Raw genomic sequence first — 19,751 nt, 5'->3', positions numbered from 1 at the left:
TACCAAACCGTGGCAACGAAAATCACAATGCCCCAGCTTGGGGAGAGTGTTACAGAAGGAACAATATCAAAATGGCTGGTCCAGCCGGGCGATCACGTTAATAAATACGATCCGATTGCGGAAGTAATGACAGATAAAGTGAATGCAGAAGTACCGTCTTCATTTACAGGTACAATTGCAGAACTTGTCGCAGACGAAGATGAAACAATTGAGGTTGGCGGTGTTATCTGTACCATCAGTGTCGAAGGTGAGGAAGCACCGGAGGAAGAAACAAATGATGCACCTGCTTCTGAAGCGGGCGGGGAGCCTGAGGCTGAAGAAGAAGGAGATACTTCTAATAAAAAACGTTATTCTCCTGCTGTATTACGCCTTGCTCAGGAGCATGGCATTGACCTTGAACAGGTTACTGGAAGAGGCCGCGGGGGCAGAATTACCCGAAAAGACCTTCAGACGTTAATTGACAGCGGCTCTGTTCCTTCTAAAGATACGGCACCGAAGTCAGCAGAACCGAAGCATCAGACGCAGCAAACTGAAACCGTTTCAGATGCGCCGCAAGCGCCAAAGGCATCGAAAGCACCTGAGCCGGTCGTAAGCGGCCGTGTTGAAGAAATTCCTGTTTCGGGTGTTCGTAAAGCGATTGCCCAAAACATGGTTAAATCCAAGCACGAAGCACCTCATGCTTGGATGATGGTGGAAGTGGATGTCACAAACCTTGTGAAGTACCGAAATAAAGTGAAAAACCAATTTGCAGAGCAGGAAGACATGAAGCTTACATTTTTGCCATTCTTCGTAAAAGCGGTTGTAGATGGACTTAAGAAATACCCGCAGATAAATTCAAGCTGGCAGGGGGATAAAATTCTACGCCACAAAGATGTACACATTTCTCTGGCAGTAGCTACGGAAGATTCATTGTTTGTTCCTGTCATTAAGCATGCAGATGAACAATCCATAAAAGGGCTGGCAAGACAGATTGATACTCTTGCAAGCAAAGTACGGTCCGGCAGCCTGAGCCAGGCTGACATGCAGGGCGGTACATTTACCGTTAACAATACAGGCTCTTTTGGTTCGGTAATGAGCCAGCCAATTATTAACCACCCTCAGGCAGCAATCCTGAGTGTGGAATCAATCGTGAAAAAACCGGTTGTACTGGATAATGATGCGATCGCAGTAAGACATATGGTGAATCTCTGTATGAGCCTTGACCATCGTGTACTAGATGGTCTTATCTGCGGAAATTTCATGGCAGACGTAAAACAAACGCTCGAAACAATGAACGAAGAGAATATCAGCTTATATTAAGTAATAGAAAAGCTGTTAAGAGGAAAACCTCTTGGCAGCTTTTTTGTGTTTTCAAACAATGTTGCACTGTATGGAATAGCATAATCTTGAATTTGATTGGAAAACTATCCATATCCAATTTGCAAGGAAGGTGTTAACGATGAACAGAGTGGTTTCTCTTATGATGATAATTGTAATCGCATTTTCACTTATCAGTCCCATGAATACAAGCGCAGAGGAGCCGTCCCCTGCAGTAAAGAGGGACAACCATGAAAATAACGTTTACCATCAGTATTACCTTCGGCACGACGCTCTCAGACCACACTTTAATTTCTACTATGATCTGCTTATTGACAGGTATCAGCCTGAATTGAAAGAAGAATGGCGTCTGATCGTAAATGAGCGCGAGTCTCTGATAAAAAAATACAAAGAACTGAAGAAAGAAGGAAAACTGAAAGATCACGTACAAAAGGGTGAAGCGTGGAAAGAGAAACACGAAATGGTGCAGGAGAGCTTTCTAAAAGCGGTAAAGGAACGGAATGATGAAGCAATTAAAGACGTTCTTCCAGATCTCCTCGCCTTACAAAAAGAAATGAACGACTATTTAAAGAACCATGTGAAAACAGAACAGTAGTGGATGAAGAGGGAGGAGGAGGAGTCTTCCCTCTTTTTGCTTGGAGTGATTGTGGAAGAGCGCTCTGGAGGTGAAGGAGCTGTTAAAACGTATAAAAAAATAATAAAGTCGATAAACCTACATTTACCACCGGTAAAGATGAAATAAATTCCATAGCCCCCAAGGATAACAGAGATAATATTACAAATCATAATTATTACTGTTTACAAATCGTAACAAATCCGATACAATACACTTGGTTAATAAAACGGAATCGTTACGAAAGGGGAATCTTAAATTGAAAAGGGTTAAGGCTGGATTATTATCAACAATGCTCGCTGCATCAGCGTTTTTAGCAGCTTGCGGCGCTGAGGAGGATGCTACAGAGGAACAACAAACGGACGGAGAGGACACTGCAGAGGAAGCGGAAGATCCTCTGCTCATTTATACAACACTTTATCCTTTGGAGGACTTTGCAAAGAAAGTTGGAGGTGAGCAGGTAGAGGTTGAAAATATTGTACCTGTCGGCGCCGATGCTCATACCTTTGAACCAACAGCACAACAAATGATCAGTGTTGCAGATGGAGATCTTTTTGTTTATAACGGTGCAGGATTCGAAGGTTTTGCAAGTTCAATTAAAGATGTTCTTGATGGTGAAAATGTAAAAGTCATTGAGGCCTCAGCCGGAGTGGATCTTATTGATTACGACCATGACCACAATCACGGCCATGAAGAAGATGAACACGGCCACGAGGATGATCACGATCACGGCCATGAAGAAGATGAACACGGCCACGAGGATGATCACGATCACGGCCATGAGGAAGATGGACACGGTCACGAAGAAGACGATCACGGTCATGAGGAAGATGAGCATGGCCACGAGGATGGGCATGATCACGGTCATGGTGATCAGGACCCTCACATCTGGCTCGACCCTGTCCGTGCGGTAGACCTTGCTGAGAATATTAAAGAGGCACTCATTGAACTTCGTCCGGAGTCTGAAGAGTATTTCACAGAAAACTTTGAGGAACTGGAAAGAGATCTCCTTGAGCTTGATGAAGAGTTTCAGGAAATGAGTGACAACAAAACCAAGGAGACAATTATTGTGTCTCACGCCGGGTACGGCTACTGGGATGACCGGTACGGCATTCACCAGGTTGGGATCTCAGGATTGTCCCCTAACAATGAGCCTTCAATTCAGCAGGTACAGGAAACAATTACATTTGCTGAAGACAGAGGCATTAATTACATCATGTTTGAACAGAACATTCCAACAAACATCGCTGAAACGGTCAGGGAACAAATCGGAGCAGAAGATCTCTGGCTTCATAACCTGGAAGCACTGACAGAAGAAGATGTGGAAAATGAAGAAGATTACTTCAGTCTGATGAGACGAAACATCGAGGTGCTGGAAACAGCTCTTCACGACTAATAATACACGACCCGCATTTGTTGCGGGTCTTCTTTTTTTAGGAAAATAAACGCAGACACTTGGTAAATCATCCTATACAGTGTAAAATTAAATTCAGGCTATTATAAAGGAGTGTTCACATATGGACTTTCAGCTATTTATGAATGATGTGGTTCAGACAGCACGTAAAGATATGGTTGAGGCAGGCTACGAAGAACTTACAACCCCCGAGCAGGTAGATGAGGTATTCGGCAAGGGTGGCACAGCATTGGTATTGATAAATTCAGTTTGCGGATGTGCAGGTGGAATTGCCCGCCCTTCAGCTCATTATATGAAGAATTATGAAGTTCAGGCAGATCACTATGTAACTGTTTTTGCGGGCCAGGACCGTGAAGCTACAGCCCGTGCACGTGACTATTTTCAGGGATATGAGCCGTCTTCACCTTCTTTCGCACTCATGAAGGATGGGAAGATACAAACGATGCTTGAGCGTCACGAGATTGAAGGACATGAACCGATTGAAGTTGTTCAGAAGCTTGAGCAGGCTTTTGATACTTACTTCAAAGGGTAATACGAAGGTAAAAGGAGGTGGAAGCCTCCTTTTATTTATGCTATAATTCTCACGTTAGCGATGAGCGTCAAGTATCAGCTGCGAATTGCGTCGACGCAGAAAGCTGCGAAGCATAACTTGCAGAAAAAGAAGCAGGGGTAATTCATATGCGTGCAACGAGCTCACCTGCGTCTCCTCTGCAACGAGCTCACCTGCGTCTCCTCTGCAATGAGCGTAAATGAACAACTCAGTTTAACAGAGCCAACGAAAAAGAAAAGGAGTGTCAGTCATGCAGGAGCTTTACAAAGAAATTCATACATACTTAAACATGGATGAAGAGATTCCATTTGATCAGTTTGATGACTTTTATAAAAGAGTAATTGATAACTTTAATGCAAATGCTGATAAATTTGACGAAGAAGATGTGTGGAGAGGATTGTTCATCTCCGAGAACATTATGTCAAATGCTGATGGACGTGCGAAAGAAGAAAAAGGGACACGCACCAAAAAGTATAAAAAGATGGCACAGCGTCTTAAGCTGTGGGCTCAGAACTTCGCCGGAAGACTTCGTCAAATGGGATACAGCGATGAGCAGATGAACGAACGGTTTGAAAACATGTTTGATGAAGAAGTGTAAAATTTTTCTTTGAAGTGTAAAAATAAATCTTGATTCCTTTCTAGTTTATTGCTATACTTCAATAGTGCAAACGGAACGTGCTTCCGTTTTTGCAGGCGCCCATGGTGAAATGGATATCACACGAGATTTCGGCTCTCGCGTTCTGGGTTCGAATCCTGGTGGGCGCGCCAACTGAACAATACATAAACCTCCGTATATACGGAGGTTTTTCTGTATTATTATTGTGAAATAGTAAACAGACAAATAATTTAATTTTTGCATCGTTTAAAAAGGGTATAGATTCCTATACTAAACGATAAATCAGAAAAGAGGGGATTGTGTGTTTCGAATCGGGTACAGAACGCTGAAAACCGCACTTGGAGCTGCTCTGGCTATTGCGGCTGCCCAGTGGTTTCAATTAGACTTCTATGCGTCTGCAGGCATCATCACCGTCCTCTGTATACAAAAGACTAAGAAAAAGTCTTTTCAGATGTCCTGGGCCCGTCTGCTGGCGTGCGTGATCGGCCTCGTCTATGCAGGTGTTGTATTTGAAGTAATGGGATATCATCCACTCAGTGTGGGGCTGTTGCTCTTACTCTTTATTCCGACCACCCTCATGTTAAAAGTACAGGCTGGTATTGTAACAAGTACCGTAATTATCTTACATATCTATACGCTTAAGGAAATCAGCGGTCCGATAGTAGTAAACGAACTCGCTCTGATTTTGATCGGAATCGGCTGTGCATTGCTTATGAATATATACATGCCCAGTGTGGAAACGGAACTTCTCAGACTCCAGAGTGAACTGGAGGATAAGATCAGAAGGATTCTTCATGAGTTTTCGGTTTACGTAAAAGAAGGCGATAACGCTTGGTCAGGTAAAGAATTGACTGAAGCGGCAGATATTGTCCACCGGGCGAAAAGCATATCCCTTGATAACCTGGAAAATCACGTTTTGAGATACGAAGACCTTTACTATCATTATTTTAAAATGAGGGAAAAGCAGCTTGATATCATTGAACGGATGATGCCATTGTTAACTTCTATTGACATTAAAGTAAAACAGGGGGAAATGATTGCGGATTTTCTTGAAGAACTGAGTAAAGGCGTCCATCCTGAGAATACAGCTCACTTGTTTATTGAGAGGCTTGAAGAGCTGCAGGAGTCTTTTAAAGACATGGCTCTCCCGGAGACAAGAGATGAATTTGAGACCAGGTCGGCTCTTCATCAGCTGATTAAAGAAATTGAGCAATACCTGATTATTAAAAGACAGTTCAAACCCAAAAAAGCCTACGCCATGTTTAAGTGAATACGAAACCGGTTTTAGATGAATAGTAATAAAAAATCGGACCGGGGGCTGGTAATGTGATAAATGTGGTGTTAGCGTGTCTTCTGATTGTCTCGCCGGTCTGGCCGCTGGGAGAAAACCCGCTTCCGGGTGATCCGTACGTGGTTGTGAATAAAGAACGTCATGAACTGGCTTATATATCCGAAGGGGAAATAAAAAATATTTTTCCTGTTGCCATTGGAAAGGAAGGCGATGATACTCCTGAGGGTGAATTCAACCTGCTTGTAAAAGCAGAGAATCCATACTACCGGAAAAAAGACATTCCGGGCGGAAGTGAAAACAATCCTCTGGGAACAAGGTGGCTCGGTTTTGATGCGTTGAATACGGACGGAAGGATTTATGGTATTCACGGTACGAACAACCCTGAGTCCATCGGCCGCGCGGTTACTGCAGGATGCATCAGGATGAATAACGAAGATGTTGAGTTCTTGTTTCAGGAAGTGCCTGTGGGAATGAAAATTCTGGTGATAAACGATTCCAGGACGTTTGAGGAAATTGGTATTGATTACGGGGCAATTGAATAGGAACGAAAGAGAGGCTGCATCCAAAGAAGAACTCTTTGGATGCAGCCTCATTTTATTCCCGGTTTATTATTTTTACCACATTGTTGCTCCCATCATTACTGTACCAAGGAACATAATTGCAATCATCATATAAATAATGGCTTTGCGTGCTTTTCGGGGCATAGGTGAATACCTCCTTACAAGAAGTCATATATCATATTTTAATAAAAATTTCCGGTTTATACAAGGGGTCATCCAAAGGTACTGGTTATGATAGGAACACATTGAATTTTTTGACGAGAAGGAATTAACGGTGTCGAAATCGAAGTATAGTATGTTAGCGCTTTCTTTAATGCGGTTATTGATCTAAGGAGGTCACCCACTTATGAAAACAAAAGAGTCGTCATATTTTAAGCAGTGGCAGGAAAAGACTGAAAATGAAACAGCGAAAAGACCGGAACGTTCTGAGCGTTTTGAGACATCATCCGCTATACCGGTAGACCGGGTGTATACACCTGATGAACTGACCGGTTCTTATGAAACGGAACTTGGCCTTCCCGGTGAATTTCCATATACGCGGGGAATCCGCCGTACGATGTACAGGGGGCGTCACTGGACGATGCGACAATATGCAGGGTTCGGGTCCGCAAAAGAAACGAACCGCCGCTTCAGGTATCTTCTTGAACAAGGTCAGACAGGTCTGAGTGTTGCTTTTGACCTTCCTACTCAGATCGGGTACGATTCCGACGATGCAATGGCCCTTGGAGAAGTTGGGAAGGTCGGTGTTGCCATTGACTCACTGGAGGATATGGAGCAGCTTCTTGAGGGGATTTCCCTCGATAAAGTAAGTACGTCGATGACCATTAATGCCCCGGCAGCTGTCCTTCTGGCTATGTACATGGTTGTAGCAGAAAAGCAGGGAGTGCCGGCTGGAAAAATACAAGGGACCATACAAAATGACATTTTAAAAGAATATATCGCACGGGGGACGTATATTTTCCCACCGAAACCTTCCATGAGACTCATAACTGATATCTTTTCATACTGTGCGGAACATGCGCCTAAATTTAACACAATTTCAATCAGCGGTTATCACATCCGGGAAGCGGGATCGAACGCCGTACAGGAACTGGCCTTTACTATTGCCAATGCGAAAGCCTATGTTGATGCAGCATTGGAGTCCGGGCTTGATGTAGATACATTTGCACCGAGACTTGCCTTTTTCTTTAACGGGCACAACCATTTCTTTGAAGAAGTGGCGAAATTCAGAGCTGCCAGACGGATGTGGGCGAAGATTATGAAAGAAGAGTATGGAGCAAAGAACGAAAAAAGCTGGCAGCTGAGATTTCATACACAAGTGGCAGGATCAACCCTCACTGCCCAGCAGCCGGATAATAATATTGTCCGTGTAGCTCTTCAGGCACTTGCAGCTGTAATGGGCGGTACTCAGAGCCTTCACACAAATGCCAAAGATGAAGCTCTCGCTCTGCCGACTGAAGACTCAGCCAGAATTGCCCTTCGTACACAGCAGATTATTGCAAGCGAAACCGGCGTGGCCGATACGATTGACCCATTGGGAGGCTCTTATTACGTTGAATCCCTAACCGATGAGATGGAAAAAAGAGCGCAGGAATATATTAAGGAAATTGAAAACAGGGGAGGAGCCGTTGCGGCTGTTGACCAGCAGTATATGCAGCGTGAAATCCGCAGAACGGCTTATGAAACCCAGAAAAAGATTGAGAACGAACAGGAAATAGTGGTCGGGGTAAATAAATACCAGCTCGATGAAGAACCGGAGCCTGAATTACTTGAAGTGGACGAGAGCTTTGTAAGCGATCAGCATAACCGGCTGAATGAGCTCAGGGAAACCCGTGATAATACAAAAGTGAAAAAGGCACTGGAAGAGCTTAAATTTCATGCAGAAGGCAGCGCAAATCTTATGCCTTATATTAAAGAAGCCGTTAGAGAGTACGCAACGGTCGGTGAAATCTGCAACACGTTGCGAGAGGTATTTGGAGAGTATCAAGGATAGGGGCAGAGGAGGTAATTCATATGAGAAAAAAAATAAGAGTATTAATTGCAAAACCGGGACTGGACGGTCATGACAGAGGAGCGCTGGTCATTGCACAGGCATTAAGGGATGCAGGGATGGAGGTTATCTATACAGGGCTTCGCCAGTCACCAAAACAGATTGTCAGAGCAGCCTTGCAGGAAGATGTGGATGCCATTGGTCTTTCATGTTTATCCGGAGCTCATAACGTGTTATTCCCCGAGGTGCTGAAACTTTTAAAAGAAGAACAGGCTGAGGATATTATTGTGTTCGGAGGAGGGGTTATCCCTCATCAGGATGCAAAGAAACTGGAAGAAAACGGGATCAAAAAGATCTTTACACCTGGCACGTCAACGAAAGCTGTAGCCGCTTATATTGAACAGGCGGTCCGGGAAAAGCAGGGGTTATCAAAAGAACTTCTTGCACCGCCGTCAGGAGTTGATCACATCGGTATTGCAGTAAAAGATATTGATGAAGCGATGACGTTTTATGCTGATCACCTTCATCTTAAAGCCGAGGCAGTAGTGGAAGTTCCGTCAGAAGGAGTAAGAGTCGCGTTTATTCCGGTTGGGAATACGAAACTGGAGCTTTTGGAACCTTTGGATGAAAAAAGTCCGGTAGCAGCTTTCCTGAAAAAGCGAGGGGAAGGGATTCATCATGTGGCCTTTTCTACAGGGTCTCTGGAGGAACGCCTTGTGCAGCTTAAAAAAGAGGGGCTTCCTGTATTAAATGAAATACCCAAAACAGGAGCAGGCGGGTACCCTATTGCCTTTTTACATCCTAAAGCGGCCAACGGTGTACTTGTTGAACTTTGTGATCCGACGAGAAAGGGAGAAGGTGTGAAGTCGTAATGGACATGTATGATAAGATTAACGAACTTTATGATAAACGGCGTGCAATTGAGCTCGGCGGTGGGGATGAACGTATTGAGAAACAGCATGAAAAAGGAAAGCTGACTGCCAGAGAAAGAATCGATCTCCTTCTGGACGAAGGCACATTCGTTGAATTAAACCCCTACATTGAGCACCGGTGCCTGGATTTTGGCATGGAGAAAGGATCGGCTCCCGGAGAAGGTGTTGTTACCGGATACGGGAAAGTTAACGGCCGGCTTATTTTTCTTTTTGCCCAGGACTTTACTGTCTATGGAGGAGCCCTTGGAGAAATGCATGCTAAAAAAATTGCCAGTGCCATGGACCTTGCAGTAAAAAACAAAGCACCTTTTGTCGGCCTGAATGATTCAGGAGGCGCCAGAATTCAAGAAGGGGTACTTTCCCTTGATGGTTACGGACATGTTTTTTACCGTAACTCTATTTATTCAGGTGTAATCCCTCAGATCAGTGTCATCCTGGGGCCTTGTGCAGGAGGAGCTGTGTACTCTCCTGCCATAACAGATTTTGTCTTTATGGTTGAAAAAACAAGCCAGATGTTTATTACAGGACCGAAAGTCATCCAGACAGTAACAGGAGAGCAGATCAGTGCAGAGGAATTAGGCGGCGCCTCTGTTCACGGCTCGATCAGCGGAAACGCTCATTTTTCCTGCGAGTCGGAACAAGCTGCCCTGAGTCAGGTGAGAGACTTACTCGGTTACTTGCCGCAGCATAATGAAGAGAAGCCTCCACGGCAGGAGCATAATGGTAATGAGGACGATTTTCTCTACGATCTGCCGGATGTGGTACCTTTTGATCCTGCAAGGCCTTATGATGTCAGGAAGGTTCTTGAAATGGTTGTGGATGAAGGGTCTTTTATGGAGGTTCAAAAATCATTTGCCAAAAATGCAGTGGTTGGTTTCGCAAGAATCGACGGCCGCTCAGTCGGTCTCGTTGCAAACCAGCCAAAAGTAATGGCCGGGGGACTGGACATTGACTCTTCTGACAAGATTTCCAGATTCATCAGGATGTGCGACTGTTATAACGTTCCTCTGATCACGTTTGAAGATGTTACAGGATTTTTCCCAGGGGTAAAACAGGAGCATGGCGGTATAATCCGTCACGGTGCAAAAATTCTTTATGCTTACTCGGAGGCAACTGTACCAAAAATTACGGTCATAACGAGAAAAGCGTACGGAGGTGCTTATGTTGCCTTGAACAGTAAAGCCATCGGTGCAGATCTGGTATTTGCCTGGCCGAATGCTGAAATTGCTGTTATGGGGCCTCACGGTGCGGCAAATATTATCTTTGCAAAAGAGATTAACGAAAGTGAACAACCGGAGGAAACAAGACAAAATAAGATTGAGGAGTACAGGGAGAAATTTGCCAACCCATACGTTGCAGCAGCTAATGGAATGGTGGACGATGTCATCGATCCCCGTGAAACAAGGCAGAAACTTATTCAGAGTCTCGAAATGCTTGAAAGAAAATCAGAGGACCGTCCTAAAAAGAAGCACGGGAATATCCCGTTGTAGGACATTTGATGGTTCCTTTGATATACTAAAAATGAAATAAGGCATATTGGAGGCTTTTACATGATTAACAAACAGCGTTTAGTTGATGAGTTTAAAGAGCTGGTTCAAATTGATTCCGAAACAAAATATGAAACAGCAATTGCAAAAGTACTTAAGGAAAAATTCGAGGCTCTCGATGTACACGTGAAAGAAGATGATACTATTTCTGTCACAGGACATGGAGCTGGAAACCTCATCTGCACACTTGAAGGAAAAAGTGATACAGATCCGATTTACTTTACCTCACATATGGATACGGTTGTACCGGGGAAAGGTGTGACTCCCGTTGAGGAAGATGGCTACATAAAATCTGACGGAACTACTATTCTTGGTGCTGATGACAAAGCGGGACTGGCTGCGATGTTTGAAGCAATCCGCGTTCTTGAGGAAAATAACATTGAGCACGGGACAATCCAATTTATTATTACCGTAGGAGAAGAATCCGGTCTTGTAGGGGCAAAAGCTCTTGATCCAACGGATATCATTGCAAAATATGGGTTTGCACTCGACAGTGACGGAGAAGTCGGAAACATTATTATTGCAGCGCCCACACAGGCAAAAGTTAAAGCGACCGTTTACGGAAAAACAGCTCACGCCGGTGTAGCTCCTGAAAAGGGGGTTTCAGCCATCACAATTGCATCCAAAGCGATTGCCCGGATGCCTCTTGGACGTATTGACGAAGAAACGACAGCAAACATTGGGCGTTTTGAAGGTGGAAGCCAGACAAATATTGTCTGTGATCGTGTTGATATCCTTGCAGAAGCACGTTCTCTTGTGGGTCATAAAATGGAAGAACAAGCAGCCAAAATGAAAGCGGCTTTTGAAGAAGCTGCAAATGAAATGGGCGGCAAGGCAGAAGTAGACATCGATGTGATGTATGCAGGTTTTAAACACGAAGACGGCGACGCCATTGTTGAAACGGCGAAGCGTGCTGCAAAAGCTGTGGGGAGAGAACCTAAATTGCTTCAAAGCGGCGGCGGCAGTGATGCCAACATTATTGCAGGTCACGGCGTTCCAACCATTAACCTTGGCGTAGGGTATGAGGAAATTCATACTACCAATGAACGTATGCCGATTGAGGAATTAGTTAAAACGGCCGAACTTGTTGTTGCTCTTATTGAAGAAGCAGCCAGATAAAACAAGGTTAAGAGTGTGGATTCAGTTAAAAGGCAAGAAGAAAGAAGTTGTCTTAAAAGGTCACTGCAGGAGAAAACCCATTCCTGCCGAGCTTTTTAAATGGCTGTTTTTGGAAAAAATGCTCCTTTCGTGAACGGGATAATAAAGCCTCAGTGCCCGAGACTCCTGGGGTAGTAGGGGCCAGGAAAGGCCCCGCAAAGCTTTAGGAGGCCACTGAAAAAGTCAAAGTCCGATAATAAGGTCACCACTTTAGGGCTCTGATTGCAACATAAAGTGGGTTTTGATTTTTTGATGTGCTAAAAGTCATTGTCGTTATAAAAAAGTATTGATTGGAGCGAATGCGCAACACTACTTCGGGAAAAGCCAGTTCCGGGGAAACCCCGCAAGCGCGCAGCGCTGAGGATCGAGCCGCCCGCGGAAAGTGCAATGAGCGGAAATCAACACCTGACTTTTCTGAGTCTATTTAAAAAAAAGTACTTTTTCAGTGGCCTCGCGAAGCATGAGGGGGCTTGCCAGCACCACCGCAGAAATCGGAGGACACGTAGGCCTTATGTGTTTAGATCAATAGCAACAAACTATACGAAAGCAGCTTTTTAAATAGAGCAGGGGCTCCACTAATTGCTTCGAGGTTGACTCGAAAGGTAAAATTTACCTTTTGAGTCAACCTCTTTTTGTTATCTTTTTACTATATCGGGTAAACAGTAGAGAACACCTCGTGTGGAGTTGTGCATTTGTGAAAAAGTGTGACATTTTGTGGTATTCGACACGCCATTTGGCGAAATATGGTATTATATTTAAGAATCTTTTCTATATAAACTTTTAGGCTAAGGAGAAGTGACCCCATGACAGTGAGTCGGAATAATCATCTTTTAATGAATTATATCAGAGGCATGGCAAAAACACTGGAAGAAGAATGGCAGACCAGTGCGCGGGATCTAGGTCTCACATTAGCTGAACAACATATTATGTGGATCGTATACTTAGAAGAAAAAGCATCAATTTCAAGAATAGCCAAGGTAGGACTGTGGGACCGTTCCACAGTAATGCAGGTTATTAAACGGCTGGTGGGTAAAGGGTACGTTAAGGTGTTAAAAGACGACAGAGATTTACGGGTCTCTTATGTCATTCTGACTGAGGAAGGCAAAGTCAAACGTCAGCAGACACAAAAAGAATCCTTTGAGCTGTTTGATTTCATAGAGGAATACCAAAAGAAAAACCCTGGATTTATGGAGCAGCTGGTATCATTCCACCGGGAAGCGAACCGCCATTTTCATGGTGATGAATTTGTAGACTGGGTAGAAACAACAACGAAGGAGTATGACATTAAAACATCAGCCTCCGGAAAAGCCTGATTTTTTAATTATCGAAGATGCCTATATTCAGAAAAACGGACTCTTAGTGCTGAACCTGTTCAAGTTCTGATTGATGCTGCCAGAGGGAAGTCCCAGGCTCACTTGTACAATATGAGTGCTCAGTGACAGAAATATTATCATTAGGCGTTTATTCTGGATGAAACAAAAAAAGAGCCGGCGGCTGCTTATTGAAGCAGTCCGACTGGCTCTATCAGTTCTCCGTATTCAAGAGACTCAAGGATTAACTCCTCAGAATAACCTATCTTATCTGATAGTTGCTCTATAGAGGGTGAAGGCCATTCGTTTTCCGCGTAGTGGGTCACAGTTTCCACAATAAGGTAAAGAACAGAATCATAGATGGTCTGGTTTCGGACAATTTCCGTCATTTTCGATGACCACCTTTCATGTGGGTTTTATCTATCATAACATACTTTACCATTCATGAAAGCCCGAAGCTGTTATTCATAGGATTCAAGACATTCTTTCATTAAATGCAGGGGTGTTTTTTTATGTCCGGGAACTTCCATCATTTGATTTTTTCCGCAGGGAGACGCATGATGGAGGGAGGAGGGAATCACCATGAACCACAACCGGAGGAAAGGCCGCATTATCTTTCATGTTGATATGAACAGCTTCTATGCCTCTGTTGAAGCGGCATATGACCCTGGGCTCAAAGGGAAACCCCTTGCAATTGCCGGAAATGCAAAAGAAAGAAAAGGAATTGTCGTTACGGCAAGCTATCAGGCAAGGGCACAAGGAGTAAAACCTCCAATGCCTTTATGGGAAGCAAAAAAACAGTGTCCTGAACTTGTTGTCCGTAAGCCGGATTTTGAAAAATACAGGAAAGCTTCTCAGGAAATGTTTCGGATATTGTATGAATACACTCCTCTGGTTGAACCGGTTTCCATAGACGAGGGGTACATGGATGTTACCGAAGCAGCGACAAATAACGCACTCTCCCTTGCAAAGTTGATTCAGGAAAGACTGGTGAAAGAATTAAATCTCCCTTCGAGTATCGGGATCGCACCGAATAAATTCCTTGCAAAAATGGCCAGTGATATGAAAAAGCCGATGGGAATAACCGTTTTAAGAAAACGTGAAATTAAAAATATCCTCTGGCCTATGAAAACCAAAGATATGCACGGTATCGGGGAAAAGACGGCAGAGAAATTAGAGAAGTACGGTATTTTTACAATTGGCGACCTTGCACAATCAGATCCTGATCAGTTGAAAGAAAGGCTCGGTATTGGCGGGCTCAGGTTACATGAAAAAGCAAACGGTATTGATCTTCGGCCCGTTGACCCTGATGCTGTAAATGAATTTAAAAGTATTGGCAATTCAACGACAATGCCGGAAGATATCACGGACTCTGCAAAGGTGAGGAAAGTTCTGATGAATCTTGCAGATTCAGTAGCCAGACGGATGAGAAAAAAAGAAGTGTACGCCTGGAATGTTCAGATAACCATTCGTTATCATGATCGAAAAACGATTACACGAAGCAGGAAACTGCAATATCCTGTCCGGTCACACCAGGAGCTGTTTGATGCATCATGGCTTCTTTTCGAGAAATACTGGACCCATGAACCTGTAAGATTACTCGGTATCACAGCTATGGATCTTGTAGAGAAAGATTATGCCTACAAACAGCTTGATTTGTTCTCGTACAAAAAAGATATTAAAGATCATCAGCTTTCAAGTGCTGTTGATTCGATTCGGGATAAGTTTGGAGAAAGCATTCTTTTAAAAGGTGCCCAGCTGTCTAAAGACAGAAGTGACCAATTAAGGGATCAGAAAAGGAGAGGAACAAGCCTTGAAAAAGACTTTTTAAGAGATAATTTGTTTGATAATGACTAGGGCGATGTAAAAAAATCCCGTAACTGATGTTGCTCATTGCTTTGAGGTTGATTCAAAAGGTATAAGCCAACCTTTTGAGTCAACCTCTTTTTTATTTTGTTTTCTTCAGAACGAAAGCGGAACTGCCGATATAATGGCTGACAATAAAGAGGTGAACGATAGTATGAATATACATACACAGGCGGTAAACGGCCAGTCCGGCAGAAATGAAAGGCATGTACAACTCAGCCGTGGAGATATAGTTGAAGCAAAAATTACGGATAGAAAATCTGACAGGGAAGCAGTTGTATCAATCAGAGGGCAGAAGATGACCGCTTCTTTTGACAACGGTGTACCTGCGGCCTCCCGTGCATCAATAGAAATAACCGGGAAAACAGAAGAAGGCATCCGTGTCAGAGTAATTACAGAGGCTGCTTCTTCCTCTTCTTATTCCGGTGGACCATCGGTTGAAAAAACACTGTCAAAACTAGGCATAAAGGATCCGAGCCCGGAATTCAGAGCTGCTGCAGAGCGTTTTTTAACTGCCGGAGCGGAATTGACAAAAGAGAATGTTAGAGAGCTGCAGCAATACGTGGAGCGTGGGCAGGGGACGGTAAATCAGCGGATGGAAACGATCGATCAGGCTGCAAGGCGACAGCTTGAGCCTGTCCGGTCACATTTACTGGCTTTACATCAATCTCTCCACGAAAAGGCTCTTAATACACAAATACAGGAGATGAAGGATGCTAAAAGCACCACGTCCCGTATTGGCTCATTCGGCGAAATCATTGAAAATCTCCGTTCCAAAATCCGGAACAGTCAGGCAGTGGAAGGTACAATCCAGAACTTAAAAAGAGCACTCCTGGAACAAAATCTGCATGGAAATCACCAACGCAGTATTTCGGAGCTGACTCAACGAATAACCAGTCTGATTCAGAGCGGAAAGGGGCTTGATGCGTTAAATCTTGTGGATAACCTGGCGAACGTTCTAAATAAGAGCAACAACGTATTTCCAGTTACAGCAGTCGGGCATATGCAGAACGCACTGGTTAATGAACCTAGCTTAAAAGAAGCAGTATCAAAGATCCGGGAGTTGGCACATAGCTCTTTAACAACAGAACAGAGGACTTTTTTGGAAGGTCAGATCATTCAGGCAGAAACGTTTACGGCAAAAGGGCGTGAACTCAAGGCAAGACAGGTTGTAGCAGGCGCCCTGGAGGCGCTCAGCAGCACATCCCTCCCGGCAGAGTCTTCCGGAGCCGGCAGTACGCGTCCTGATCCTGGCCGTTATCTTGACAATGATTTTTTATCCACCCTTCCGGTAACTTCAAAAGACTATGTCGTTACTACTGTATCAGAACGGATGGCTCTTGCCACCGACGATTTCAAACTGATGCAGAGAGATGTTTCGAGACAATTGGACCGGATCGCACATATTATGATGCACGTTCGCACTGCTGCACAGGCAAAACCGATGCTGGAAACCGTTATCCATCAGCTTGATAAAGCATTAATGAAAAGTGACTGGCTTCTTTTCGCAGATATGAAGACTGAACGGCGGATGCTGGAAGCGAGCAGTCAGCTTACCCGGGCAAAGGAGCTTATTGCAAGAGGGGAACATCATTCGGCCAGACAGCTCATCAAAGAGGTTCAACAGACAGTTAACACTCTGAACTTTAAACCTGCGGATACAAAAGTGAAGCATTTTGCTTCACAGCAGGCTGAGTGGCATGAGAAACGTCCAGTTCAAGACAGGCTGAATTCCTATGTAAAGGATGCGGCAAGATCTCTTGTTCAAAATGATCATTCCGGCCGGCAGGTGTTTGAAGGAATAAGGCAGCTGGGGTATTCCCGTGAATCAGAAATTGCAAGAATTCTGGCAGCAGGTAAAGGAAATATAGAAGAGGCAAACCAGAAAAACGTAAGAGGGCTTCTTCTGCAGATGATTAAAAGTGATGAAGAGAGTGGGCGTAATCAGGCGCAACAGGTATTGATGACTTCAACAGGCCAGCAGCTTCTTGCCAGAAGTGACTCACAGCACTCGAACCTTCAGTCCCTGCTTCTGCAGTTACCCGTGCTGCTGGAGGGTCAGACTGAAAATCTGCAGGTGTTTATTAATGGCAGAAATAAATACAATGATCAGCTGGACTGGGAAAACTGCAACCTTTATTTCCTGATGGAAACGAAGAAATTGGGGGAAATAGGGATATCCCTTCAGGTGACTAACAGAACGCTTAACATTACGCTTAAAAATGATCTGCCTGGTTTCAAACACAAGCTTGAACCATTTACAAAAGCCTGCTTAAAACGACTTGAACAAGTAGGGTATACAGCCGGGGATATTCACTTTAAACCCCTTCACGATAAAGATACACCTGCTGTTCCATCTAAAAAAATTACGCCTCAGGCTACTCAGAAAGGGTTTGATTATAAAATATGATCGTCAGCCAGCACTTTAATCAAATTAAACGAAAGAGGACGAATGGACCTTCAGCCGCAGTGGTGCAGTACGATGAATCGGCCGGAGACGCTCCTCTGGTAGTTGCTCAGGGGAAGGGTGAAGTAGCCGGTCAGATTATTGCACTCGCAAAGGAACATGGTATTCCTCTGGAGGAGGATGCCAGCCTCCTGGCGAATCTTCTGGATCTGGACCTGGGGGATCAGGTCCCTCCACAACTATATTCTGTCATGGCTGAAATCCTTCTGCTGATCGAAGAAATCGATCACAGCTATTAATCTCATCGGAGGTGTAACCGATATAAGAAAGAGAAACGTTCTGAAGGGAGAACCCTCCATGATTAGTAATGAAGCCTTATATAAAAAAACGTCCCAGGAAATAACAGCTCTGTTGTACGAGGCGCTGATAAATAACCTAGAAGAAGGAAAAGGAAATATCGAATGTGCTGACTACTTGAAAGCCAACCTTCATCTGCAAAAATCAGTTGACATCTTGCAAAGGCTCGGGGCCGGACTGAACTATGAAGCCGGCATTGTTGCAGACCAGCTTGAGTCCTTATACCAGTACATATCCACTCTCGTCCTTGAAGCGAATCTGAAGAAAGATACCGTGAAAATTGATCATGCACTGTCTATCATAGAAGCAGTTACTGACGCATGGAGTCAGGCGATCGAAAATAATAAGGACACCAGGTCTGCAACAATGAAAAAACAGTCACTTGCCTATGAGCAATCTATCAATTTCAGGGAGAAGATAAAATATGAAAATCAATAACAACATTCAGGCATTGAATGCCTATCGTAACTTGTTTGAAAACCAGACCAAGACATCGAAGAACCTTGAGAAACTTTCATCAGGTCTTCGTATCAACCGGGCTGCAGATGATGCAGCAGGACTTGCCATCTCTGAAAAAATGCGATCCCAGATCCGAGGATTAAAACAAGCAGAACGTAATGCTCTTGACGGCATCTCATTGATCCAGACTGCTGAAGGTGCACTTACAGAAGTACATTCGATGCTGCAGCGAATGAGAGAACTTGCGGTACAGGGGGCCAACGACACAAATACGCCTGAGGACAGAGAACAGATTCAAAAAGAAATTACGCAATTGGTAGAAGAGATAGACAGTATCTCTGAAAAAACCGAATTTAATACCCAGACACTGCTGGATGGAACGACAGAGAACTTTGTTTTTCAGATTGGACCCAATGCGGACCAGACCGTAACGATAAATATTGATGAAATGAACACAGAAAAACTGGGTATAAATCAAATCGATGTAGAAGAAGGGGCAGAGGAGGCAATTACTCTTCTGGATGCAGCAATCAACAAAATTTCAGATTTGCGTTCTGAACTTGGTGCGGTTCAAAACCGGCTCGAACATACCATTAATAATCTCCAGGTGACACACGAAAATCTCACTTCCTCCGAATCGAGGATTCGTGATGCTGATATGGCTTTGGAAATGACGGAGTTTACCCGGAATAACATTTTGAATCAATCAGCAACTGCCATGCTGGCACAGGCAAATCAGCTCCCTCAGGGAGTTCTTCAATTACTGCAATAATCTTAGTGGAACCTGGCTGCCTATTGGCGGGAAGCCGGGTTTTCTTTATAATCAAAACAGACAGGAAACCTGGAGGAATGGCAGTGGATATTCAAAGAGTAGCCAGAACAAACATAACCGGAAAAGCAGATATTAAAAAAACAGGTACCGAAGCGAAGGTCACATTTCAGGAAATGATGCAAAAAGGCCGTGATAATCAGGCGTATGAAAAACTCCATCACCTCCTCGAAAAAATTGATGACCAGGGAAAAACCCTCGCCGAGTCCCGTACAGTTGATGAGCTCAGGAAATACAAACAGCTGGTAAAGGCGTTTATGGACGATGCAGTAAAACTCGGTCTCAGCCTTGAAGAAAGAAAAGGATTCAACAGGAGGGGCCGTACGAAAGTGTATAAAATTGTCCGTGAAGTGGACAGTCAGCTTCTCGATTTAACCGACACCGTATTGAATGAGCAGAAAAAAGGTCTGAGTGTATTAAGTGCCATAGGGGAAATTAAAGGACTGCTTGTGAGCATTTATGCATAAGGCAGGCACGTAAAACTATATAGATACTCCTTTTCTTTGCACATCCGCTGCTCTTCATTTTATATTAA

20 protein-coding genes and 1 tRNA gene are annotated in these 19,751 nt (G+C 44.0%); 19 read left to right on the top strand and 2 right to left on the bottom strand.

The annotated features are described in order from the left end of the window. The first annotated feature begins 9 nt into the window (after positions 1 to 9). The 8 genes from JSY36_RS16100 to JSY36_RS16065 all read left to right on the top strand — a co-directional run bounded on the left by JSY36_RS16100 (position 10) and on the right by JSY36_RS16065 (position 6,343). Positions 10 to 1,299 (top strand): dihydrolipoamide acetyltransferase family protein, encoded by a 1,290-nt coding sequence (locus tag JSY36_RS16100; protein ID WP_336511506.1) that lies wholly within the window; start codon positions 10 to 12, stop codon positions 1,297 to 1,299. A gap of 139 nt (positions 1,300 to 1,438) precedes the next feature. Continuing rightward, on the top strand, positions 1,439 to 1,912 hold the full coding sequence (locus tag JSY36_RS16095; protein ID WP_205167134.1) for a hypothetical protein: 474 nt from the start codon (positions 1,439 to 1,441) through the stop codon (positions 1,910 to 1,912). A 277-nt stretch (positions 1,913 to 2,189) separates the two neighbouring features. Continuing rightward, complete coding sequence (locus tag JSY36_RS16090) at positions 2,190 to 3,326, top strand: metal ABC transporter solute-binding protein, Zn/Mn family (protein ID WP_236785016.1); 1,137 nt, start codon at positions 2,190 to 2,192, stop codon at positions 3,324 to 3,326. A gap of 121 nt (positions 3,327 to 3,447) precedes the next feature. After that, entirely contained in the window at positions 3,448 to 3,876 is a 429-nt protein-coding gene (locus JSY36_RS16085) for a BrxA/BrxB family bacilliredoxin (protein WP_122896529.1), read from the top strand. Positions 3,877 to 4,144: 268 nt separating this feature from the next. Continuing rightward, the gene (locus JSY36_RS16080) at positions 4,145 to 4,492 is read left to right on the top strand and encodes a hypothetical protein (protein ID WP_122896530.1); all 348 of its coding nucleotides are present in this window, start codon (positions 4,145 to 4,147) and stop codon (positions 4,490 to 4,492) included. Positions 4,493 to 4,587: 95 nt separating this feature from the next. Further along, a tRNA-Arg gene (locus JSY36_RS16075) sits at positions 4,588 to 4,662 on the top strand. Between the two features lie 149 nt (positions 4,663 to 4,811). After that, positions 4,812 to 5,780, top strand: coding sequence for an aromatic acid exporter family protein (locus tag JSY36_RS16070; protein ID WP_205167133.1), 969 nt, complete (start codon positions 4,812 to 4,814; stop codon positions 5,778 to 5,780). Between the two features lie 56 nt (positions 5,781 to 5,836). Then, complete coding sequence (locus tag JSY36_RS16065) at positions 5,837 to 6,343, top strand: L,D-transpeptidase family protein (RefSeq protein WP_205167132.1); 507 nt, start codon at positions 5,837 to 5,839, stop codon at positions 6,341 to 6,343. A gap of 72 nt (positions 6,344 to 6,415) precedes the next feature. Here JSY36_RS16065 and prli42 read toward each other — a convergent pair whose 3' ends face one another. Continuing rightward, positions 6,416 to 6,505: a stressosome-associated protein Prli42 gene (gene prli42 / locus JSY36_RS16060; RefSeq protein ID WP_156906528.1), complete on the bottom strand. Its 90-nt coding sequence runs from the start codon at positions 6,503 to 6,505 to the stop codon at positions 6,416 to 6,418. 202 nt (positions 6,506 to 6,707) lie between these two features. Here prli42 and JSY36_RS16055 point away from each other — a divergent pair, with 202 nt between their 5' ends. The 5 genes from JSY36_RS16055 (at position 6,708) to JSY36_RS16035 (ending at position 13,301) form a co-directional block, all read left to right on the top strand. Then, on the top strand, positions 6,708 to 8,354 hold the full coding sequence (locus tag JSY36_RS16055; RefSeq protein WP_205167131.1) for an acyl-CoA mutase large subunit family protein: 1,647 nt from the start codon (positions 6,708 to 6,710) through the stop codon (positions 8,352 to 8,354). A gap of 20 nt (positions 8,355 to 8,374) precedes the next feature. Further along, positions 8,375 to 9,223, top strand: a complete 849-nt coding sequence (gene mce, locus JSY36_RS16050; RefSeq protein WP_205167130.1) for a methylmalonyl-CoA epimerase — start codon at positions 8,375 to 8,377, stop codon at positions 9,221 to 9,223. Next, on the top strand, positions 9,223 to 10,773 hold the full coding sequence (locus tag JSY36_RS16045) for an acyl-CoA carboxylase subunit beta (protein ID WP_205167129.1): 1,551 nt from the start codon (positions 9,223 to 9,225) through the stop codon (positions 10,771 to 10,773). The genes mce and JSY36_RS16045 overlap by 1 nt, the downstream gene beginning before the upstream one ends. 60 nt (positions 10,774 to 10,833) lie before the next feature. Beyond that, positions 10,834 to 11,949: a M20/M25/M40 family metallo-hydrolase gene (locus JSY36_RS16040; protein ID WP_122896536.1), complete on the top strand. Its 1,116-nt coding sequence runs from the start codon at positions 10,834 to 10,836 to the stop codon at positions 11,947 to 11,949. Positions 11,950 to 12,791: 842 nt separating this feature from the next. Beyond that, complete coding sequence (locus JSY36_RS16035) at positions 12,792 to 13,301, top strand: MarR family transcriptional regulator (RefSeq protein WP_122896537.1); 510 nt, start codon at positions 12,792 to 12,794, stop codon at positions 13,299 to 13,301. A 185-nt stretch (positions 13,302 to 13,486) separates the two neighbouring features. Here JSY36_RS16035 and JSY36_RS16030 read toward each other — a convergent pair whose 3' ends face one another. Then, a complete protein-coding gene (locus tag JSY36_RS16030) occupies positions 13,487 to 13,687 on the bottom strand; it encodes a hypothetical protein (RefSeq protein ID WP_122896538.1) in 201 nt (66 codons plus the stop codon). Between the two features lie 193 nt (positions 13,688 to 13,880). Here JSY36_RS16030 and JSY36_RS16025 point away from each other — a divergent pair, with 193 nt between their 5' ends. The 6 genes from JSY36_RS16025 (at position 13,881) to JSY36_RS16000 (ending at position 19,683) form a co-directional block, all read left to right on the top strand. Next, complete coding sequence (locus tag JSY36_RS16025; protein WP_205167128.1) at positions 13,881 to 15,155, top strand: DNA polymerase IV; 1,275 nt, start codon at positions 13,881 to 13,883, stop codon at positions 15,153 to 15,155. Between the two features lie 163 nt (positions 15,156 to 15,318). Beyond that, positions 15,319 to 17,574: a hypothetical protein gene (locus JSY36_RS16020; RefSeq protein ID WP_205167127.1), complete on the top strand. Its 2,256-nt coding sequence runs from the start codon at positions 15,319 to 15,321 to the stop codon at positions 17,572 to 17,574. Next, the gene (locus JSY36_RS16015) at positions 17,571 to 17,870 is read left to right on the top strand and encodes an EscU/YscU/HrcU family type III secretion system export apparatus switch protein (RefSeq protein ID WP_183163690.1); all 300 of its coding nucleotides are present in this window, start codon (positions 17,571 to 17,573) and stop codon (positions 17,868 to 17,870) included. The genes JSY36_RS16020 and JSY36_RS16015 overlap by 4 nt, the downstream gene beginning before the upstream one ends. A gap of 58 nt (positions 17,871 to 17,928) precedes the next feature. Beyond that, positions 17,929 to 18,366 carry a flagellar export chaperone FliS gene (gene fliS / locus JSY36_RS16010; RefSeq protein WP_205167126.1) on the top strand — a complete coding sequence of 146 codons (438 nt, stop codon included), beginning with the start codon at positions 17,929 to 17,931 and terminating at the stop codon, positions 18,364 to 18,366. Further along, on the top strand, positions 18,353 to 19,159 hold the full coding sequence (locus tag JSY36_RS16005) for a flagellin N-terminal helical domain-containing protein (RefSeq protein ID WP_122896542.1): 807 nt from the start codon (positions 18,353 to 18,355) through the stop codon (positions 19,157 to 19,159). The genes fliS and JSY36_RS16005 overlap by 14 nt, the downstream gene beginning before the upstream one ends. Positions 19,160 to 19,242: 83 nt before the next feature. Then, positions 19,243 to 19,683, top strand: a complete 441-nt coding sequence (locus JSY36_RS16000; RefSeq protein WP_205167125.1) for a DUF327 family protein — start codon at positions 19,243 to 19,245, stop codon at positions 19,681 to 19,683. Positions 19,684 to 19,751 lie beyond the last annotated feature (68 nt).

The sequence above is a fragment of the Alteribacter salitolerans genome (genome assembly GCF_016901055.1).
Lineage (GTDB): Bacteria > Bacillota > Bacilli > Bacillales > Salisediminibacteriaceae > Alteribacter > Alteribacter keqinensis.
This window is presented reverse-complemented; position numbering and strand designations above follow the sequence as displayed.